Origin of the sequence: Rhodoferax sp., assembly GCF_018780565.1 — a bacterium.
Classification (GTDB): domain Bacteria; phylum Pseudomonadota; class Gammaproteobacteria; order Burkholderiales; family Burkholderiaceae_C; genus Rhodoferax.
In genome coordinates this window covers 138,780-153,733 of sequence record NZ_JADMJN010000005.1, presented here as the reverse complement: position 1 = coordinate 153,733, position 14,954 = coordinate 138,780, and the positions used below count along the sequence as shown (strand labels likewise).

General features: G+C 60.0%; 12 protein-coding genes. 3 read left to right on the top strand and 9 right to left on the bottom strand.

Translation table 11 applies throughout. The features are described 5' to 3' along the window. Positions 1–4: 4 nt before the first annotated feature. The 3 genes from IV109_RS08220 to IV109_RS08210 are packed head-to-tail and all read right to left on the bottom strand — an operon-like array spanning position 5 to position 2,488. Complete coding sequence (locus IV109_RS08220; RefSeq protein ID WP_296694762.1) at positions 5–547, bottom strand: VOC family protein; 543 nt, start codon at positions 545–547, stop codon at positions 5–7. A 30-nt stretch (positions 548–577) separates the two neighbouring features. Continuing rightward, on the bottom strand, positions 578–802 hold the full coding sequence (locus IV109_RS08215; RefSeq protein ID WP_296694760.1) for a DUF2783 domain-containing protein: 225 nt from the start codon (positions 800–802) through the stop codon (positions 578–580). 18 nt (positions 803–820) lie between these two features. Then, positions 821–2,488, bottom strand: coding sequence for an FAD-dependent oxidoreductase (locus IV109_RS08210; protein WP_296694759.1), 1,668 nt, complete (start codon positions 2,486–2,488; stop codon positions 821–823). Positions 2,489–2,614: 126 nt separating this feature from the next. Here IV109_RS08210 and IV109_RS08205 point away from each other — a divergent pair, with 126 nt between their 5' ends. After that, entirely contained in the window at positions 2,615–3,235 is a 621-nt protein-coding gene (locus IV109_RS08205) for a hypothetical protein (RefSeq protein ID WP_296694757.1), read from the top strand. 16 nt (positions 3,236–3,251) lie between these two features. On the opposite strand, the gene IV109_RS08200 is transcribed toward IV109_RS08205, so the two are convergent. From IV109_RS08200 to IV109_RS08185, 4 genes are all read right to left on the bottom strand, one after another. Beyond that, entirely contained in the window at positions 3,252–3,869 is a 618-nt protein-coding gene (locus tag IV109_RS08200; protein ID WP_296694756.1) for a DUF3369 domain-containing protein, read from the bottom strand. Between the two features lie 97 nt (positions 3,870–3,966). Further along, positions 3,967–5,217, bottom strand: a complete 1,251-nt coding sequence (locus IV109_RS08195) for a TIGR03862 family flavoprotein (RefSeq protein ID WP_296694754.1) — start codon at positions 5,215–5,217, stop codon at positions 3,967–3,969. A 147-nt stretch (positions 5,218–5,364) separates the two neighbouring features. Then, the gene (locus tag IV109_RS08190; protein WP_296694752.1) at positions 5,365–6,351 is read right to left on the bottom strand and encodes a tripartite tricarboxylate transporter substrate binding protein; all 987 of its coding nucleotides are present in this window, start codon (positions 6,349–6,351) and stop codon (positions 5,365–5,367) included. Between the two features lie 108 nt (positions 6,352–6,459). Beyond that, entirely contained in the window at positions 6,460–7,377 is a 918-nt protein-coding gene (locus IV109_RS08185) for a LysR family transcriptional regulator (protein WP_296694750.1), read from the bottom strand. Positions 7,378–7,475: 98 nt separating this feature from the next. Between IV109_RS08185 and IV109_RS08180 the strand changes: the two genes are divergently transcribed. Continuing rightward, a complete protein-coding gene (locus IV109_RS08180) occupies positions 7,476–8,543 on the top strand; it encodes a tartrate dehydrogenase (RefSeq protein ID WP_296694749.1) in 1,068 nt (355 codons plus the stop codon). Positions 8,544–8,561: 18 nt separating this feature from the next. Here the strand turns inward: IV109_RS08180 and IV109_RS08175 are convergent, their stop codons facing one another. Further along, positions 8,562–11,888, bottom strand: a complete 3,327-nt coding sequence (locus tag IV109_RS08175; RefSeq protein ID WP_296694746.1) for an exodeoxyribonuclease V subunit beta — start codon at positions 11,886–11,888, stop codon at positions 8,562–8,564. A 17-nt stretch (positions 11,889–11,905) separates the two neighbouring features. Further along, the gene (locus IV109_RS08170; RefSeq protein ID WP_296694744.1) at positions 11,906–14,419 is read right to left on the bottom strand and encodes a PD-(D/E)XK nuclease family protein; all 2,514 of its coding nucleotides are present in this window, start codon (positions 14,417–14,419) and stop codon (positions 11,906–11,908) included. Between the two features lie 86 nt (positions 14,420–14,505). Here IV109_RS08170 and trxA point away from each other — a divergent pair, with 86 nt between their 5' ends. Then, positions 14,506–14,838, top strand: coding sequence for a thioredoxin TrxA (trxA, locus tag IV109_RS08165; protein WP_296694742.1), 333 nt, complete (start codon positions 14,506–14,508; stop codon positions 14,836–14,838). Positions 14,839–14,954 lie beyond the last annotated feature (116 nt).

The following is a 14,954-nucleotide window of genomic DNA, read 5'->3' as shown; positions in this document are numbered from 1 at the left end:
CGGCCTACTGGCCGATACCCAGTTCTTTCTCATGCATCCACGCAGCATGCTTGGGCGCGCGCTTGGTACGAGACCACTCGGCCAGCATGTCCCACTTGACGTCATCCAGTTTTTTCATCATCTCAGGCGTGGCGGTGTTCGCGGCGAGTTCGAGTCTGTGGCCATTGGGATCGAAGAAATAGATGGACTTGAAGATGGTGTGATCCGTCACGCCAATCACATCGATGCCGCCAGCTTGCAGGCGCGCCTTGGCCGCCTCCAGTTCGTCCACGCTGTCCACTTCCAGCGCAATGTGCTGCACCCAGTCTGGCGTATTCGGGTCGCGTCCCATGACAGGTGAATTGGGCAGTTCAAAAAACGCCAGTACGTTGCCGCCACCGGCATCCATGAACAAATGCATATAGGGGTCGGGCGCATGGGTGGAGGGAACCTGGTCCTCGGCGATGGCCAGCACAAACTTCATGTTCAGGTGCTTGGTGTACCAGTCCACGGTTTCCTTGGCGTCCTTGCAACGGTAGGCCACATGGTGAATTTTCTTGATCGGCATACAAGTCTCCTTGAAAAATATGAAAAAGCGTCAGACGCCCTCGCGGGCCAATTGCATGGCTTCGCGCAACACGGAAATATCGCCAATGTGATTGGCCAGAAGCAAGATCAGCTTGGCATTCACCAGTTCGCTTTGTTCATCAGTGAGATCGCGGTGCGTCTGCAGCAAGGCTTCATAGAAATCATCGCCCGGTGAAAAGTCGCGGAAATAGCGTTTGCCAGGCTCGGCCAGATGGGGTTGCAGTTGCAAAGGCATGAAAGACTCCCTGAGTTTTTAAACGTTGCAGGTGGCTTGCGCCACAGCGGCCTGAATACGCGCCACATCCAGAGTGCGCCAGCGGGCTGCCACGTGCTGGTCAGGACGAATCAGGTAGCAGGTTCCGGCTTGGGCGTCATAACGCCGGGCAACAAGCCCTTCGTCATCGATCACCGCCTCCGCCGCTGCGGTTAGCGTGCCGCCTGCGGCTGAGGCGCAAACCAGCAAGGTCCGCACAGGCAGGGATCCGCTCGCCAGTGTTGCCAATTGCGTTGCCATGGCTTGCGACAGAGCTGGCTCTGCCACGAAACACAACAACTGGAATTTACCGCCCACCTGGTCCAATAGCCAGCCCGCCTCACCCTTGACCTGCACCGGGGCATCGTCCATCGGAGCCCCTGGCACCATATTGCCCGCAAACACATCGCTGTCAGGCGTGTTCAGCGCAGACTCCGTCAGGTAGGACGGCACGCTCAATCGCCCTGAATTCACCAGCTTGCGCGCAAAAGCATGGTGACCCGCCAGCGCCAGGGTGGCATCGCGGAAGGTCTTGCTCACACGGCTCTTGGGTGTGATGAAATCCGTCGAGCGGGTGGAATTCAACAGGTTTTCGTCGGCCGCGAACATACGGTCCTGGCTGTAGGTGTCCAGCAGGCGCTCGGGCGCCTTGCCATCCATGACCAGCTTGAGCTTCCAGATGAGATCGTCCGTATCCTGAATGCCCGAGTTGGCACCCCGCGCGCCAAACGGCGACACCTGGTGCGCGGCGTCTCCCACGAAAAGCAGCCGCCCATGGCGGAACTCCTTCATGCGCCGGCACTGGAAGGTATAGATGCTGATCCACTCCAGCTCAAATGGCCGCTCATCACCCAACATGGCCTTGAGGCGTGGAATCACGTTCTCGGGCTTTTTCTCTTCCTCCGGGTCGGCGTCCCAGCCCAGCTGGAAGTCAATGCGCCACACGTTGTGGCTCTGCTTGTGCAGCAACACCGATTGGCCCGGATGGAACGGTGGGTCGAACCAGAACCAGCGCTCGGCCGGGTAGTCGGCCTTCATCACCACATCGGCGATCAGAAAGCGGTCCATGAAAACCCGACCTTCAATGTCCAGCCCCAGTGAGCGGCGAATAGGGCTGCGTGCGCCATCGGCCACCACCAGCCAGTCGGCCTCGATGTCAAACACACCGTCCGGCGTCTCGACCCGCAGCAAGGTGTAGTCCGGCTTAGGTTGAACCGAGATGACCTTGTGCTTCCAGCGCAGGTCCACGTCCAGCGCCTGGGCGCGGGTCACCAGGTCTTCCTCCAGGTAATACTGCTGGAGGTTGATCATCCCAGGGCGTTTGTGACCTGAATCAGGTACCAGATTGAACTGATAGACCTCATCCTTGCGCACAAAGGTGCGGCCCACGTTCCAGCCTACGCCCTTTTTAACCACCGTGTCGCCCACACCCAGGCGATCCAGTATTTCCAGTGCACGCTTGGCGTAGCAAACCGCGCGGGAGCCGACCGACACGCTGTCATCCTCGTCAAACAGCAGCACGGGAATGCCGTGCAGGCGGGCATCTATCGCGGCGGCCAATCCCACCGGGCCAGCACCCACGATCACCAATGGACGGCGCTGCGGCGCATTCGCCATCAAGTCATCAGGTCGGCGGTAAGCGTATTGCGGATAGACGTAAACACCCATCGGTTTGATCTCCTGGTTTTTTTGGAATTGTAATTCACCATTGTGAAATCAGTTTAACTAAACGAAATCAAATCAACATCATCCGAAAAGTGATCCGCAGCGCTTGCCGCGACATAATGAAACACCATGTCCAAAAAAGCGATTGCCACGGTGAGTGGAGAGCAAGGCCATCCCGGCAAGGTCGGCGATGCCATCCTGGCGCTGGTGCTGCAGGTGCCAGCCTCCGCAGAAACTGCAGTGGAACATCCCGCCGTGCGGGCCAAGGCACTGGGCCGCGCGGCGGCCAGGCAGGCCGGAGTGATGGCCGGCACCCTGGCCTTGCCAGTCGGCTTTCTGGGCTGGTTGACCATCCTGCCAGAACTGCTGGGGGTATGGAAGCTGCAGGCGCAAATGGTGTCGGACATCGCAGCGGTCTATGGCAAGAGCGCATCCCTGGGACGTGAGCAAATGGTCTATTGCCTGTTCAAGCACGTCTCGGCACAGCTTTTTCGCGATGTCGTGGTGCGCGTGGGCGAACGTTACTTGATTCAGCGCGCATCATTGGGCTTTATCCAGTCTGTGGCGCAGGCGCTGGGCGTCAAGGTAACGCAGAGCATCCTTGGCAAAAGCGTGTCCCGATTTGTTCCGTTGATTGGCGCGGTTGGGGTCAGCGCATACGCCTACTTCGACACCACGCAAGTGGCAAAAACCGCCATCGAACTGTTCTCCAAAGAAATCGTCCTGACCCCAGAATCGCCGCAGCCCTGACAGCCCTGAATCCGGATCACGAGGCCGAAGTCACCTCTCCCGGCTGCCCGTCTTCGATCACATCGGTCTGGCTGTACAACAGGTGTGAAATTTCGCGAGTGGCATCAATCATCCGCTGCAAACCCGTCTGCTGCGCATCCAGCACCATCAGGTCACGGTAGGAGCGCAGGCTGGTGAGCACCACATTGTTGAGCTTCTGGGCCGACAGCTCCGACTTTTCCTTGTAATCGTTGATGTCGTACAGGCGCGTCACCGAGCCCTCGGGGGCTTGGCCCGGCTGCCCAGTACGCAGCACCAGCCGGATCATCCGGTTTTTCTGCTGTTCCCTGATGACACGAATCAGGTCCAGGCCGGCGTGGTCGTTTTCCATCACGACATCGACCAGCGCCACCGCAGTGTCCGGATGCGCCAGCAGCAGACGGGCGCCTTCGGCTGCGGAAAAAGCGCTGACCAGGACCAGCCGCCGACCTTCAAAGGAAAACCCGGCCAGTGTGAGCCGGGTCACTTCATGCACGGTTTCGTCATCGTCAATGATCATGACCTTCCAGCTTGCCTGTTCCGGCTCAAGCGCGGCGGGCGTCTCAATCTCTCGGGCGAAGATCATGTTGCCGTCATCACTGCTTGTCGTTTCCATGGTTCTTCCTTCTGCGGTTGCAATGGAATCCTAACTCCAAACCAGTGCCCGTGGCCATATTCTTCACGCGATTGAAAGCCCGATCATTCGACGGGAACTATCCCTGCAGGTATTTCAAAGCCCCCTCGCCTGCCGTTTTTCCGCTTGCAAGGCATGCCGTGAGCAGGTAGCCGCCCGTCGGAGCCTCCCAGTCCAGCATCTCCCCGGCGCAAAACACACCCGGCAATTGCTCCAGCATCAGATGCCGATCAATGGCCTCAAACAACACACCACCGGCGGTACTGATGGCTTCATCCATCGGGCGCGCGGCTACCAGCGTGATCGGCAGCGCCTTGATGGCGACGGCCAGTTGAGCCGGATCGTTCATTTGCTCTTTGCCGAGCAATTCGTACAGGATGCCCGCCTTGATACCCTCTATGTTCAGACGGCTCTTCAGGTGGCTGGACAAGGAACGTGTGCCGCGCGGGTGGCGCACCTCGGCAAGCACCTTTTCTGCCGACATATCGGGCAGTAAATCCAGGTGCAGTGTCACCTGGCCATTTCGAATGATGTCATCGCGCAGCAGGCTGGAGGCGGCGTAGATCAAACTGCCCTCCAGACCGGTGGCGGTGGCCACAAATTCGCCTTTCCGCTGAAAACTCACCCCTTGTGACGTGGCAACACTGATCGCCACGGACTTGAAAGGCTGCCCGGCAAACCGGCTGGAAAAATGCTCGCTCCAGCCGCTTCGCACATCAAAACCACAGTTGGCGGGCAACAAGGGCGCCACGGCCACACCACGCGCTTGCAGCAAGGGCACCCAAGCTCCGTTGGAGCCCAGTCGCGCCCAACTGCCGCCGCCCAGGGCCAGCACAACGGCATCCGCTTGCGCCTGCAAGGGACCTTGTGGCGTGTCAAAGTCGAGATGGGTGCCGCCGGTGCTGCCGGCACTCCAACCAGTCCAGCGGTGGCGCATATGAAACTGCACGCCCGGCCCCTGAACCGGATGGCGCAAGCGGTGCAGCCAGGCACGCAACAAAGGCGCAGCCTTCATGTCAGCTGGAAACACTCGCCCCGAGGTACCCACAAAAGTATCCACCCCCAGCGCTTGCGCCCAAGCGCGCACCCGGGTGGCATCGAAACCCTGCAACAAGGTTTCAATTTGCTGGCGCCGCGCACCGTAGCGTGACGCGAAAATGTCCACCGGCTCCGAATGCGTCAGATTCAAGCCGCCCTTGCCTGCGAGCAAAAACTTGCGCCCCACCGAGGGCATGGCGTCATAGACATGAACCGCCACGCCCGCACTGGACAACACTTGCGCCGCCATCAGACCCGCCGGCCCGGCGCCGATCACTATTGCTGATTTCATGAATTTCCAACTTACTTTGATATGAATGGCCTGCAGTGTAGTTGGCGACACTGCCTGGGGGCTTCGGTGGTAAGTCAGGTATCAGAACGGGAACGGTCACTCTGCTGCGGGGAAGACCAGGAGTGGCAGGGAGCAATAGCAGGGTTGCTATTCAATGGCTACCTTGGCGTCTTTGACAAGTTTCGCGTACTTTTCGGTGTCGTCCTTGATCTGTTTGGCCATCTGCTCCGACGTATTGCCAATGGGCTCCGCGCCAATTTCTTCCATTTTTTTCCTGAAATCCGGAGAGTTCACAATGCGAACAACTTCTGCATTGAGTTTTGCCACAATCTCCCTGGGGGTAGCCGCTGGGGCCAGAATTCCGAACCAGGTCCCCAGATTGAAACCTTTCATTCCGGACTCATCCAGCGTCGGTACATCTGGCAGGGCTGAAGATCGCCTGGCAGTCGTGACCGCCAATGCGCGCAATTTTCCTGCCTTGATGTGAGGCAAGACCGGGGTCATCGTGTCGAAGGACATCGCAATTTGCCCACCCAGCAAATCTGTCGTCAGCGGGCCGCTTCCTTTGTAAGGCACATGCAGGATGTTGACGCCCCCCATGACCTCAAACTGTGAGCCGATCAGGTGTTGTGCCGTTCCGTTGCCGTTGGAGCCAAACGCCAATTTTCCGGGATGGGCTTTGGCGTACGCTACCAGTTCCTGGGCGGATTTCACTGGAGTGACTGTGGGGTTGATCACCAAAACATTGGGGACCAGTGCCACGGTAGAGACCGGTGCGAAGTCCTTCTGAAAATCGTAGGGCAGCTTTTTGTACACGCTGCTTGCAATCGTGTGATGGACGGCACCCATCAAAAGGATGTGGCCGTCGGCCTTTGACTTGGCAACGAAGTCGGCACCCAGAGTTGCCCCTGCGCCTGGCTTGCTTTCAACGATCACCGGCTGGCCCAAGCTCTTGGACAACTCAAGCCCGATAGCCCTGGCCAGGACGTCGGTGGTGCCGCCTGCCGGAAATGGCACCACAAGGCTGATGGCCCGTGACGGCCAGGATTGCGCCATCGCCGCCCCACTGCTTAACCCGAGCGCCAGAACTGAAAGTTGAGCGAACTTTGCGAATCCTTTTACCACCTTGTGCATGTTTGTCTCCAATTATTGGTTTCTGTGGAGCTGAACTATAAAGAGCGGCAAATTTTATGGATGGTCTAAAAGTAACACCATTATTCACTTCAGATTAACAATAATTGCTTATTCTTTTGACGATGTGGAGGCTGAAAACGCCTCGATGACATGGTCAACAAACGCTTTCACACGTGCCGCTGTTTGCAGTCTTTGGGGGTAAACGGCATAGATGTCTGCCGGCGGTGTTTGCCAGTTATCCAGCACCGTTGTCAAACGTCCGCTATGGAGGTATTTGGCAATGTCCCATTCGGCACGCATCAGCAAACCATGTCCGGCCAGCGCCCAATTCACTGCAATCTCGCCGTCGTTGGTGCTCAAGGTGCCGCGAACTTTGACGGTTTCGGTCTTCTGGCCGGCCGTAAGGTGCCAGATACCGTAAGCCTCGTCCCCCTGGCGAATGCCGATGCAGTTGTGTTGCGCAAGGTCATTGGGGGTTCTGGGTGTCCCATATTTTTTCAGGTAGGCCGCTGATGCACAAATCAAGCGCCGGTTTGCGGCGATGCGGCGGGCAATCACGCGTGCATCCGGCGGCTCCCCAAAGCGGATACAGACATCAAAGGCATCCTCGGTCAATGCGGGGGGATTGACCGTTAGTTGAAGCTGCACCTGGACCTCCGGAAACTTCTTGGCGAAGCTGGATATCAACGGGGCAATGTGGGTTCGCCCAAACCCGAGAGTGGCGTTGACACGCAGCAGGCCCTTGGGTGCGGCAATCGAGCTGCTGATGAGCCGCTCCATGTCGTCGATGTCGGTCAGGATGCGCCGCGCGTGTTCAAGATACACCTCACCCTCCGCGGTAAGGCTGATCCGGCGGGTGGTGCGGTTCAGTAGTTGGACTCCCAGCCTGGATTCCATTTGGCTCAAGCGTTTGCTTACGGCAGGCGTCGTGATGTTGAGTTCGCGCGCTGCGGCGGAGAAGCTGCCCAGCCTTGCCAAAAGACTGAAGAAAGCCATCTCGGACGGCGCGGTTGAAGGTGAGGACATTGTTGATTCAAAGTAAACAATGATGTCACTTTAATGCGATCCATAAAACCAGGCAATAGGTACATTTCGTTTCCACCACAACCCACATACGAGACCTTATGAAGACCTACAAGATTGCCTGCATCCCCGGCGACGGTATCGGGAAAGAAGTCGTGCCCGCAGGACAAACTGTTCTGGAAGCGCTGGCCACTGCCGACAGCACTTTCAAATTCGACTTCGAAAACTTTGGCTGGGGCGGTGACTGGTATCGCGCCCATGGCGAAATGATGCCCACCAACGGCTTGGACGCATTGCGCAGCAAAGATGCCATCCTGTTTGGTTCTGCAGGCGACCCGGCTATACCTGACCACATTACCCTGTGGGGCTTGCGTCTGAAGATATGCCAGGGCTTTGATCAATACGCCAACGTGCGTCCCACCCGCATCTTGCCCGGCATCGATGCTCCGCTGAAGCGTTGCAAGCCAGAAGACCTGAACTGGGTGATCGTTCGCGAAAATTCCGAAGGTGAATATTCCGGTGTGGGTGGCCGTGTTCACCAGGGTCACCCCATTGAAGCCGCTTGCGACGTCACCATGATGACCCGTGTTGGCGTCGAGCGCGTGATCCGTTTCGCTTTCAAACTCGCGCAATCCCGCCCTCGCAAGCAACTGACCGTGGTCACCAAGAGCAACGCCCAACGCCATGCCATGGTGATGTGGGATGAAATCGCCCTGCAAGTCTCCAAAGACTTCCCCGATGTGAAGTGGGACAAGGAAATCGTGGACGCCGCCACAGCCCGCATGGTGAACCGTCCTGCCACACTGGATACCATTGTTGCCACCAACCTCCACGCTGACATTCTGAGCGATTTGGCAGCTGCGCTGGCCGGCAGTCTGGGTATCGCCCCTACGGGCAACATCGATCCAGAACGCCGTTATCCCTCCATGTTCGAGCCCATCCATGGTTCGGCGTTCGACATCATGGGCAAGGGCTTGGCCAATCCGGTAGGTACTTTTTGGAGTTGCGTGATGCTGCTCGAGCATCTGGGCGAGTTGGGGGCTGCCAGGAAGTTGATGAGCGCCATCGAACGGGTTACCGCAGACACGTCCCTGCACACAGGTGATTTGGGTGGCAAGGCCACCACTGCACAGGTCACCGCAGCCGTCTGCGCGCGCATTGCGGGATAGGGCACGCCGCCGTCACGCCTACAACGCCACCACAGTTCCCCGCCCGGTCAGAAATGCCGCTTTGACTACGGCACCAGGGTAAATGGTCTGCACCGCAGCGCGGTAGCTGCTCAGTTGCGCAATCAAGGCGGGCTGTTCCTGAGGCGCATGCGCCGACTTGTAATCGAGCACCCACCATTGGCCCGCATGAGCCGCATCCTTGCGTTGCACCAGGCGGTCCAGGCGCAGCGTTTCGCCCTGGACCATCAGATCAACTTCATTGCCCTGCCAACCGACCACCGCCGGGTCCCAAGCCCAGGCGCCGTCTCCCTGCAGGATGCATTGCGCCATGGCTGCGGCTTGTTGGCCTTGTTCAGGCGTCAACTCAAACTCCCGCGCTGCTGCCGCGATATTGGTCGCGCTGGTTTCACCCCATTCCAGCAGGCGGTGCATGGCCTTGCCAATGCGGGCTGTAGGTGAGTCTTCGTCAACTTGCAGCTCAGCTGGCTTCTCGAATGCTTCATTTTTGATAGCATCATCGAAATATTTAATAAGGGCCTGAGGCAGTTCTTTGATATAAAAAGCCGAACTCTCCGTCGCCAGCGCGGGCAAGTATTCATCCGCCTGGACGGCGGGCGCAACATCTGTCGCCTTGCTGGCCAGACGCTGCCACCAGCTGCGCTCGGCCGTGCGGTAGGGCTCGATGCTGGAGATGGCCAGCGTGCTGCGGGCTCGCGTGAGGGCGACATACAAGGCGTTGAGCTCTTCGCGCTGGCGCTCCAGCCGTTCGGCCTCCAGCGTGGGCACGGCACAGGCAGGCGGTGTGCTTTCGCTGGCCAGAAAAACAAACTTTTGCGGCCAGGCGTCTTCGCCCGGCCAGTCCACCAGCACGCCCATGGTGTCCGCGTTGCGCTCGGGGGTGTCGGTGTCCAGCAGCAACACGGTGTGCGCCTCCAAGCCCTTGGCGCCATGGATGGTCAGCAAGCGCACGGCCAGGGGGTTGACGGCGGCCGGCGCCAGCACGCCACCGGCTTTGAGAGCCCGCACAAAGGCGTAGGGTGTGGCGAATCGCCCTCCACCCAGTTGCAGCGACACGCCCAGCAAGGCGGTCAGGTTGGCCAGCACGGCATCACGCTGATTGGCCGGGGCAACAGCCGCAAAACGGGCCAGCAGATCACCGTCAAAGTAAATGGCCTGCAGCGCATCGTGTGGCGGGAGTTGGTCGAGCCAGCCTTTCCACCGTATCAAACAGGCTGAAACCCCACGTTGATCCTGCGTCATTAGCTCTGTTTTTTGTAGCAGATGAAACCAGGGCACCTTGGACTCGCGCTGCTGCAGCGCGAGTTGCACCAGGGCCTCATCGGTCATACCAAACACCGGCGATTTGAGCACCCGCGCCAGTGACAGGTCATGTTGCGGGGACACCAGCACGTCAAGCAGGGCAACCACGTCCTGCACTTCGCAGCAGTCGATGAGGTCGGTTTTTTCGCCAATTTGCGCGGCGATGTGCAGCTTGCGCAATTCGTCCTTCAGGGGCATCAGTCCAGCACGCTTGCGCGACAAGACCATGACATCGGCCGCCTGCAGGCCCGCGCCTTGCCCATGCAGGTGTGACTGCGTGAGCTGCCGGGCAATCCAGTGCGCAGCCTGGCGTGCTTCGAGCGTGCGCAGGGTTTCTTCGGGCACTTCACGCGGGGTGGTAAGGCTGTCGCGCCAATTTTCATCGGCGGTATCCGTCTCAGGGCGTGCCGACCTTGCAATGGGTGGCAGCTTGCACACCCTGCCCGCCTCCACCGCACTGGTGGTGTGGGCGCGAAAACCCTCGTAACCGTCGTCTTGCACCGCTTGTGCCATAGTCTCGTTCACGGTAGCAATCACCCCGGTGGCATTGCGCCGGGTGTGGTCGCAGCTGAGCAGATCACCGCCCAGACCATCGCGCACAAAGGCCTTGGCCGCTTTGAACACCTGCGGCTCCGCGCGACGAAAGCGGTAGATGCTTTGCTTGGGATCGCCCACAATGAACACGCTGGGTGCCCGGCCACCGGCGCCCGCATAGCCACTCAGCCACGAGCGCAGCGCCTGCCATTGCAGCGGATTGGTATCCTGAAACTCGTCGATCAGCAGGTGCTTGATGCGGGCGTCCAGGCGCTCTTGCACCCAGCCTGCCAACACCGGGTCGCTCAGCATGACCAGGGCTGCGCGCTCCACATCGTTCATATCCACCCAGCGGCACTCGCGCTTGAGCGCTGCAAACTCCTGCAGCAGCACGCGGGTGAGCCGCGCCATGCGTTGCTGATAGGTCCAGGCTGCGTGTTGCAGGCGCGCTGCCACCACACGCAGCACCAGGTCCTGCGCCTCACGCACCCGCTCAATGCCGGCAATCTTCTCGCCAAATTTGCGCGGGCTGCCCGTGTTGGTGAGCAAGGCAGCGAACGCTGCATCGATGTCCCCACTGGTGAGGGCTGTTTCCAGCTCCACACCTTTGGCGGCAAACGTTTTGGCACTGGCGCCACCTAATGCCTTGGCCGCATCGAGCAGGGTTTGCCAGCGCAGCGGCTGGGCACTCAAATAATCGTCGGGCGACTCCAGCCAGGCAAAGTCGGGGTACTGGTCGCAAAAGTGCTGTACCGACTGCTCCACCACACCGTGGGCATCGGCCAAGGCAAATTCGGTGCGCTTGTCCAGCGCGGTCTGCAGGGCCTTCTCGGTTTGCGCTCGGCCGTGCGCCAGCACCACCGCTTCGAAGTCAGCGCGCCATCCGGCATAGGGCTCGCCCTCAGTCACGAGCGCTTCATAGAAGCGCCGCCACACCAGGGCTTTGGCGGGCGCGTCGTCTTCCAGCAGTTCGTAGTTGGCCGGCAACTCCATCTGTTGCAACACCGCCAGTGGCGCGCTGCGCAGGAGGGACGCAAACCAGCTGTGAAAAGTGCGCACCTGCACCTGGCGCCCGCAGGCCAGAATGCTTTGGTATAACTTTGATAGCTGCTCAGGCAACAAGGACAAGGGCTGGGAGCCATTTTCCATAGAAACACCGCGATCCTGCAGTTCCTTGACCAGGGTCGCGTGATCCGCGCTTGCGAAATCAGCCAGCCATTTGTACAGGCGCTCGCGCATTTCACTGGCCGCACGTTTGGTGAAGGTGATGGCCAGAATCTCGTGCGGCTGCACTTGAAGGGCGCCGTCCTTCGCGTCGACACCGTCAAGCAAGGCGCGCAAGATGCGCGACACCAGCATCCAGGTTTTGCCGGCTCCGGCGCAGGCCTCCACCGCCACACTGCGGCGCGGGTCACAGGCGATTTTGTAAAACGCCTCGGCACTGACAAGCTTGCCGTTGTGCTCGTAAGCCGGCGCCAGGGCTGAAGACAAACCAGGTGAATCTGAAATCACACGACATCCCAAAAATCTTTGCGGCAAAGCCCGCGCGCAGCGCAAAAATCGCAGGCCTTGCCTTCACCCAAAGCGGGCATCGGCTCACCGTCAGCGATGCGTGCCATGTCGCCCACAATGCCTTCGAGCAACAAATCACGCAAGCCCACGATGTCGGACTGCGGGTAACTCTTGGTGCCGTCTTTCTCACCCACGTTCACATAGGCAGCAGCCAGGGTGTCGTCGGTCAGCAACGCTGCATAAAACGCCAGCTGCGTATCCTCCAGCGGCGCCTTGAGGCGCTGGGCCGTTGTTGCCGGTGCTTCGGTCTTGTAATCCATCACCAAAGCGCTGCCATCGGCCAGGCGGTCAATGCGATCGATCTTGCCGATCAGGGTCAGACTGCCCAAGGGGGTTTCTTTCCAGGCCTCGGCCTGGCTGAAAGTGGCCCCTTGCGCCTCATGGCCGGCGAGCCAGTCCAGATAACCGGTCCGCACGCGAGGCCAGACGGAGGCAAACGGCAAGAATTCACTGCGGGACAAGCCCATTTCCTGCGTTGCCTGCTCCGACGCTATATTCATCATAGCTATCCGATCAATCGGGCTGGCGGATGGCGCCTTCTCCAGCGCTTCATGAAAGAGCTTGAGGACCAGATGCAGCCAGTTACCAAAATCCCGCTTGTCCAGCTCGGCGTCCAGCTCATCCGACTCTTGCAGCTTGAGCTGACGCAAGGCAAAAAACCGGTACGGGCAGCGGCGCAGGTCCTCGTAAGTTGTGCTGGACAAACGGGTCAGCGTCAGCGCATCGCCCTTGGGTGCGGGCATGCGGCCCGGCTGGGGCGTCAGCGCACGCAACACACTGGGGTCGCCCGCCAGCGCAGTAGCACCTTGCAGCTGCAACTCCTGCACAAAGCCACTGGGCATCACGTGCTCGCCACCTTCGCTTTGGCGCCACAACACATCCACATGCGCAAAACGCAAGGCGTAGTCCCAGGATGCACGGGCAACAGCCGCCAGGTCGGCGCGCGAGGGCAGCCCCAGCAAAGCGCGTTGTTCAGGCGTCCACATGCCGGACGGCTCGGGCGACACCGGCAGACGCACCTCGTCACAGCCCGGCAGCACCACTGCCGCCAGCGGACGACCCAGCAGCTGGCTCAATGGCAGCACGACCACTTGGCCAGGTGTTGTTTTTGCCGGGTGTTCCGGCGTGAAACTGGTTCCCTCCAGAGTTTGCGTGACCCACGCAACAAACTCGCTCAGACTCATCTTCGCCAAGGCGTCGGCAAACTCCAGCTCGGCCCCCTCGCGCAAGCGCAAAGTGTTCAGCACAGATTGACCCGCCAGGTCTTCGAGCAAGCCCGGCCATTGCCCGGCACTTTGCAGGGCAGCGCGCAGCGCCCCCAACCAGCGGCTCAAAGGCCGGCCTGATTGCAGGGTTTCACGTACTGCTTGAACCTGAATCGCGATGGCATCGCTCTCGGGCACCGCGCGCCATTCGCGCACGCCCAGCCGACGCCAACTGAGTTCCGCCTGCATGACCTGCGCGGCGTCAAAGGCCGGAGCATTCTTGAGCCAGTCCAGCACCGCATCGGTCGAAGTGCTCCACATCTGGGCGCGCAGCAGACTCATCAGCGAGGCCGCCGCCCGCGTGGTCGAGAGTTTCCAGCCCGTCTCGTCGCGCACGGCAACACCGCGCTCGCCCAGCATGGCGCACACGCGGCGTGTCAGCACCCGGTCTTGCGCCACCAGGCCAATCGGACTGCGACCTGCCGCCAGATGCACCAGCACGCACGCCGCAGCCCGATGCGCCTCGTCTTCGGCATCCTGCGCGGCGTGCAGGGCCGGTGCCGCAGGGCCAGTGCCGGTAGCACGACCCAGGGTCAACACCACTGCCTTGTCGCCCAAGCCCTGCTTCAAAGCCAGATCCATGGCCTCGGTCTGAAAGCCTTCCAATAAAACCAGCAAGTCGGGATTGGCCGAGAAAACACGGTCAGTCGGGTAGCTCGAGTTTGCAGCCCATGCAAGTGCAATGCGTGCCACCGCCGTCTCGAAAGCGAACACCGACGCCTCCATGCCAGAAGCCAGCAGCTCACCGATTCGAACGCCCCACTGCGCGCGCTGTGCCGGCGGCACCGCCGCTGCGGTACGTGCCAGGCTCCAGACGGCTTCCATGAGGCGCTCGGACAGCACGTTTTGATGCGCGCCCAGTCCCGCGCGTGACAACAAGGAAGCCGCCGTCAGGATGTCGCGGGCTGCATCCAGCCGCACATCGTCCCCGCTGGGAGCAAAGCCGCCAAGACTGCGCGTCCAGTTCATGGTGGTCTCGAACCGGGGAACAAAATGCGCTTGCGCCTGTGCATGGCCACTGCCCCGCAGCCAGGCGCTACGGGCCTGCTGCATCAATTGTGCGTAAGGCACGAGGACCACGGTACTGGATGGGTGCACTTGCCGGCGGTCCATCTCGGCGCGAATCCGGGCCATGACCTGATCCCACGCACTGTCGATATCATGGTTTTTTGCTATTTCATTCATAGCTGACGGGCAATGGGTGAAGGGGCTTGGTTTCTGTCACAATTTCCCCACTTTACCTGTACCGATCATTCTTTTAGGAAAACACCATGGCCAGCGAACTCATCAAACACGTCACCGACACGTCTTTCGAAGCGGACGTGCTGCAATCTGCCCAGCCCGTGCTGGTGGACTACTGGGCCGAATGGTGCGGCCCCTGCAAGATGATTGCGCCCATTCTGGACGAAGTCTCCGCCACCTACGAAGGCAAGCTGCAAGTGGCCAAGATGAACGTGGACGAAAACCGCGACATCCCTGCCAAGTTCGGCATTCGTGGCATCCCCACGCTCATGCTGTTCAAGGACGGCCAACTGGCAGCCACCAAGGTTGGTGCCATGAGCAAGGCCCAGATGACCGCCTTCATCGACCAGCAACTCGCCTGATCGGTTCAGCTGACACGGCGTCACTTGCCCCCGCAGCCTTGACATCGCGCCAAGGCTGCATTTTTTCCTGTCATAATCCCATCAGTTCACCAGTTCCTACCCTGAGCTGGTTCGAG

Coding starts and splice junctions, on each gene's coding strand:
- IV109_RS08220 (WP_296694762.1), bottom strand. CDS start 547: ATGCCGATCAAGAAAATTCACCATGTGGCCTACCGTTGCAAGGACGCC.
- IV109_RS08215 (WP_296694760.1), bottom strand. CDS start 802: ATGCCTTTGCAACTGCAACCCCATCTGGCCGAGCCTGGCAAACGCTAT.
- IV109_RS08210 (WP_296694759.1), bottom strand. CDS start 2,488: ATGGGTGTTTACGTCTATCCGCAATACGCTTACCGCCGACCTGATGAC.
- IV109_RS08205 (WP_296694757.1), top strand. CDS start 2,615: ATGTCCAAAAAAGCGATTGCCACGGTGAGTGGAGAGCAAGGCCATCCC.
- IV109_RS08200 (WP_296694756.1), bottom strand. CDS start 3,869: ATGGAAACGACAAGCAGTGATGACGGCAACATGATCTTCGCCCGAGAG.
- IV109_RS08195 (WP_296694754.1), bottom strand. CDS start 5,217: ATGAAATCAGCAATAGTGATCGGCGCCGGGCCGGCGGGTCTGATGGCG.
- IV109_RS08190 (WP_296694752.1), bottom strand. CDS start 6,351: ATGCACAAGGTGGTAAAAGGATTCGCAAAGTTCGCTCAACTTTCAGTT.
- IV109_RS08185 (WP_296694750.1), bottom strand. CDS start 7,377: ATGTCCTCACCTTCAACCGCGCCGTCCGAGATGGCTTTCTTCAGTCTT.
- IV109_RS08180 (WP_296694749.1), top strand. CDS start 7,476: ATGAAGACCTACAAGATTGCCTGCATCCCCGGCGACGGTATCGGGAAA.
- IV109_RS08170 (WP_296694744.1), bottom strand. CDS start 14,419: ATGAATGAAATAGCAAAAAACCATGATATCGACAGTGCGTGGGATCAG.
- trxA (WP_296694742.1), top strand. CDS start 14,506: ATGGCCAGCGAACTCATCAAACACGTCACCGACACGTCTTTCGAAGCG.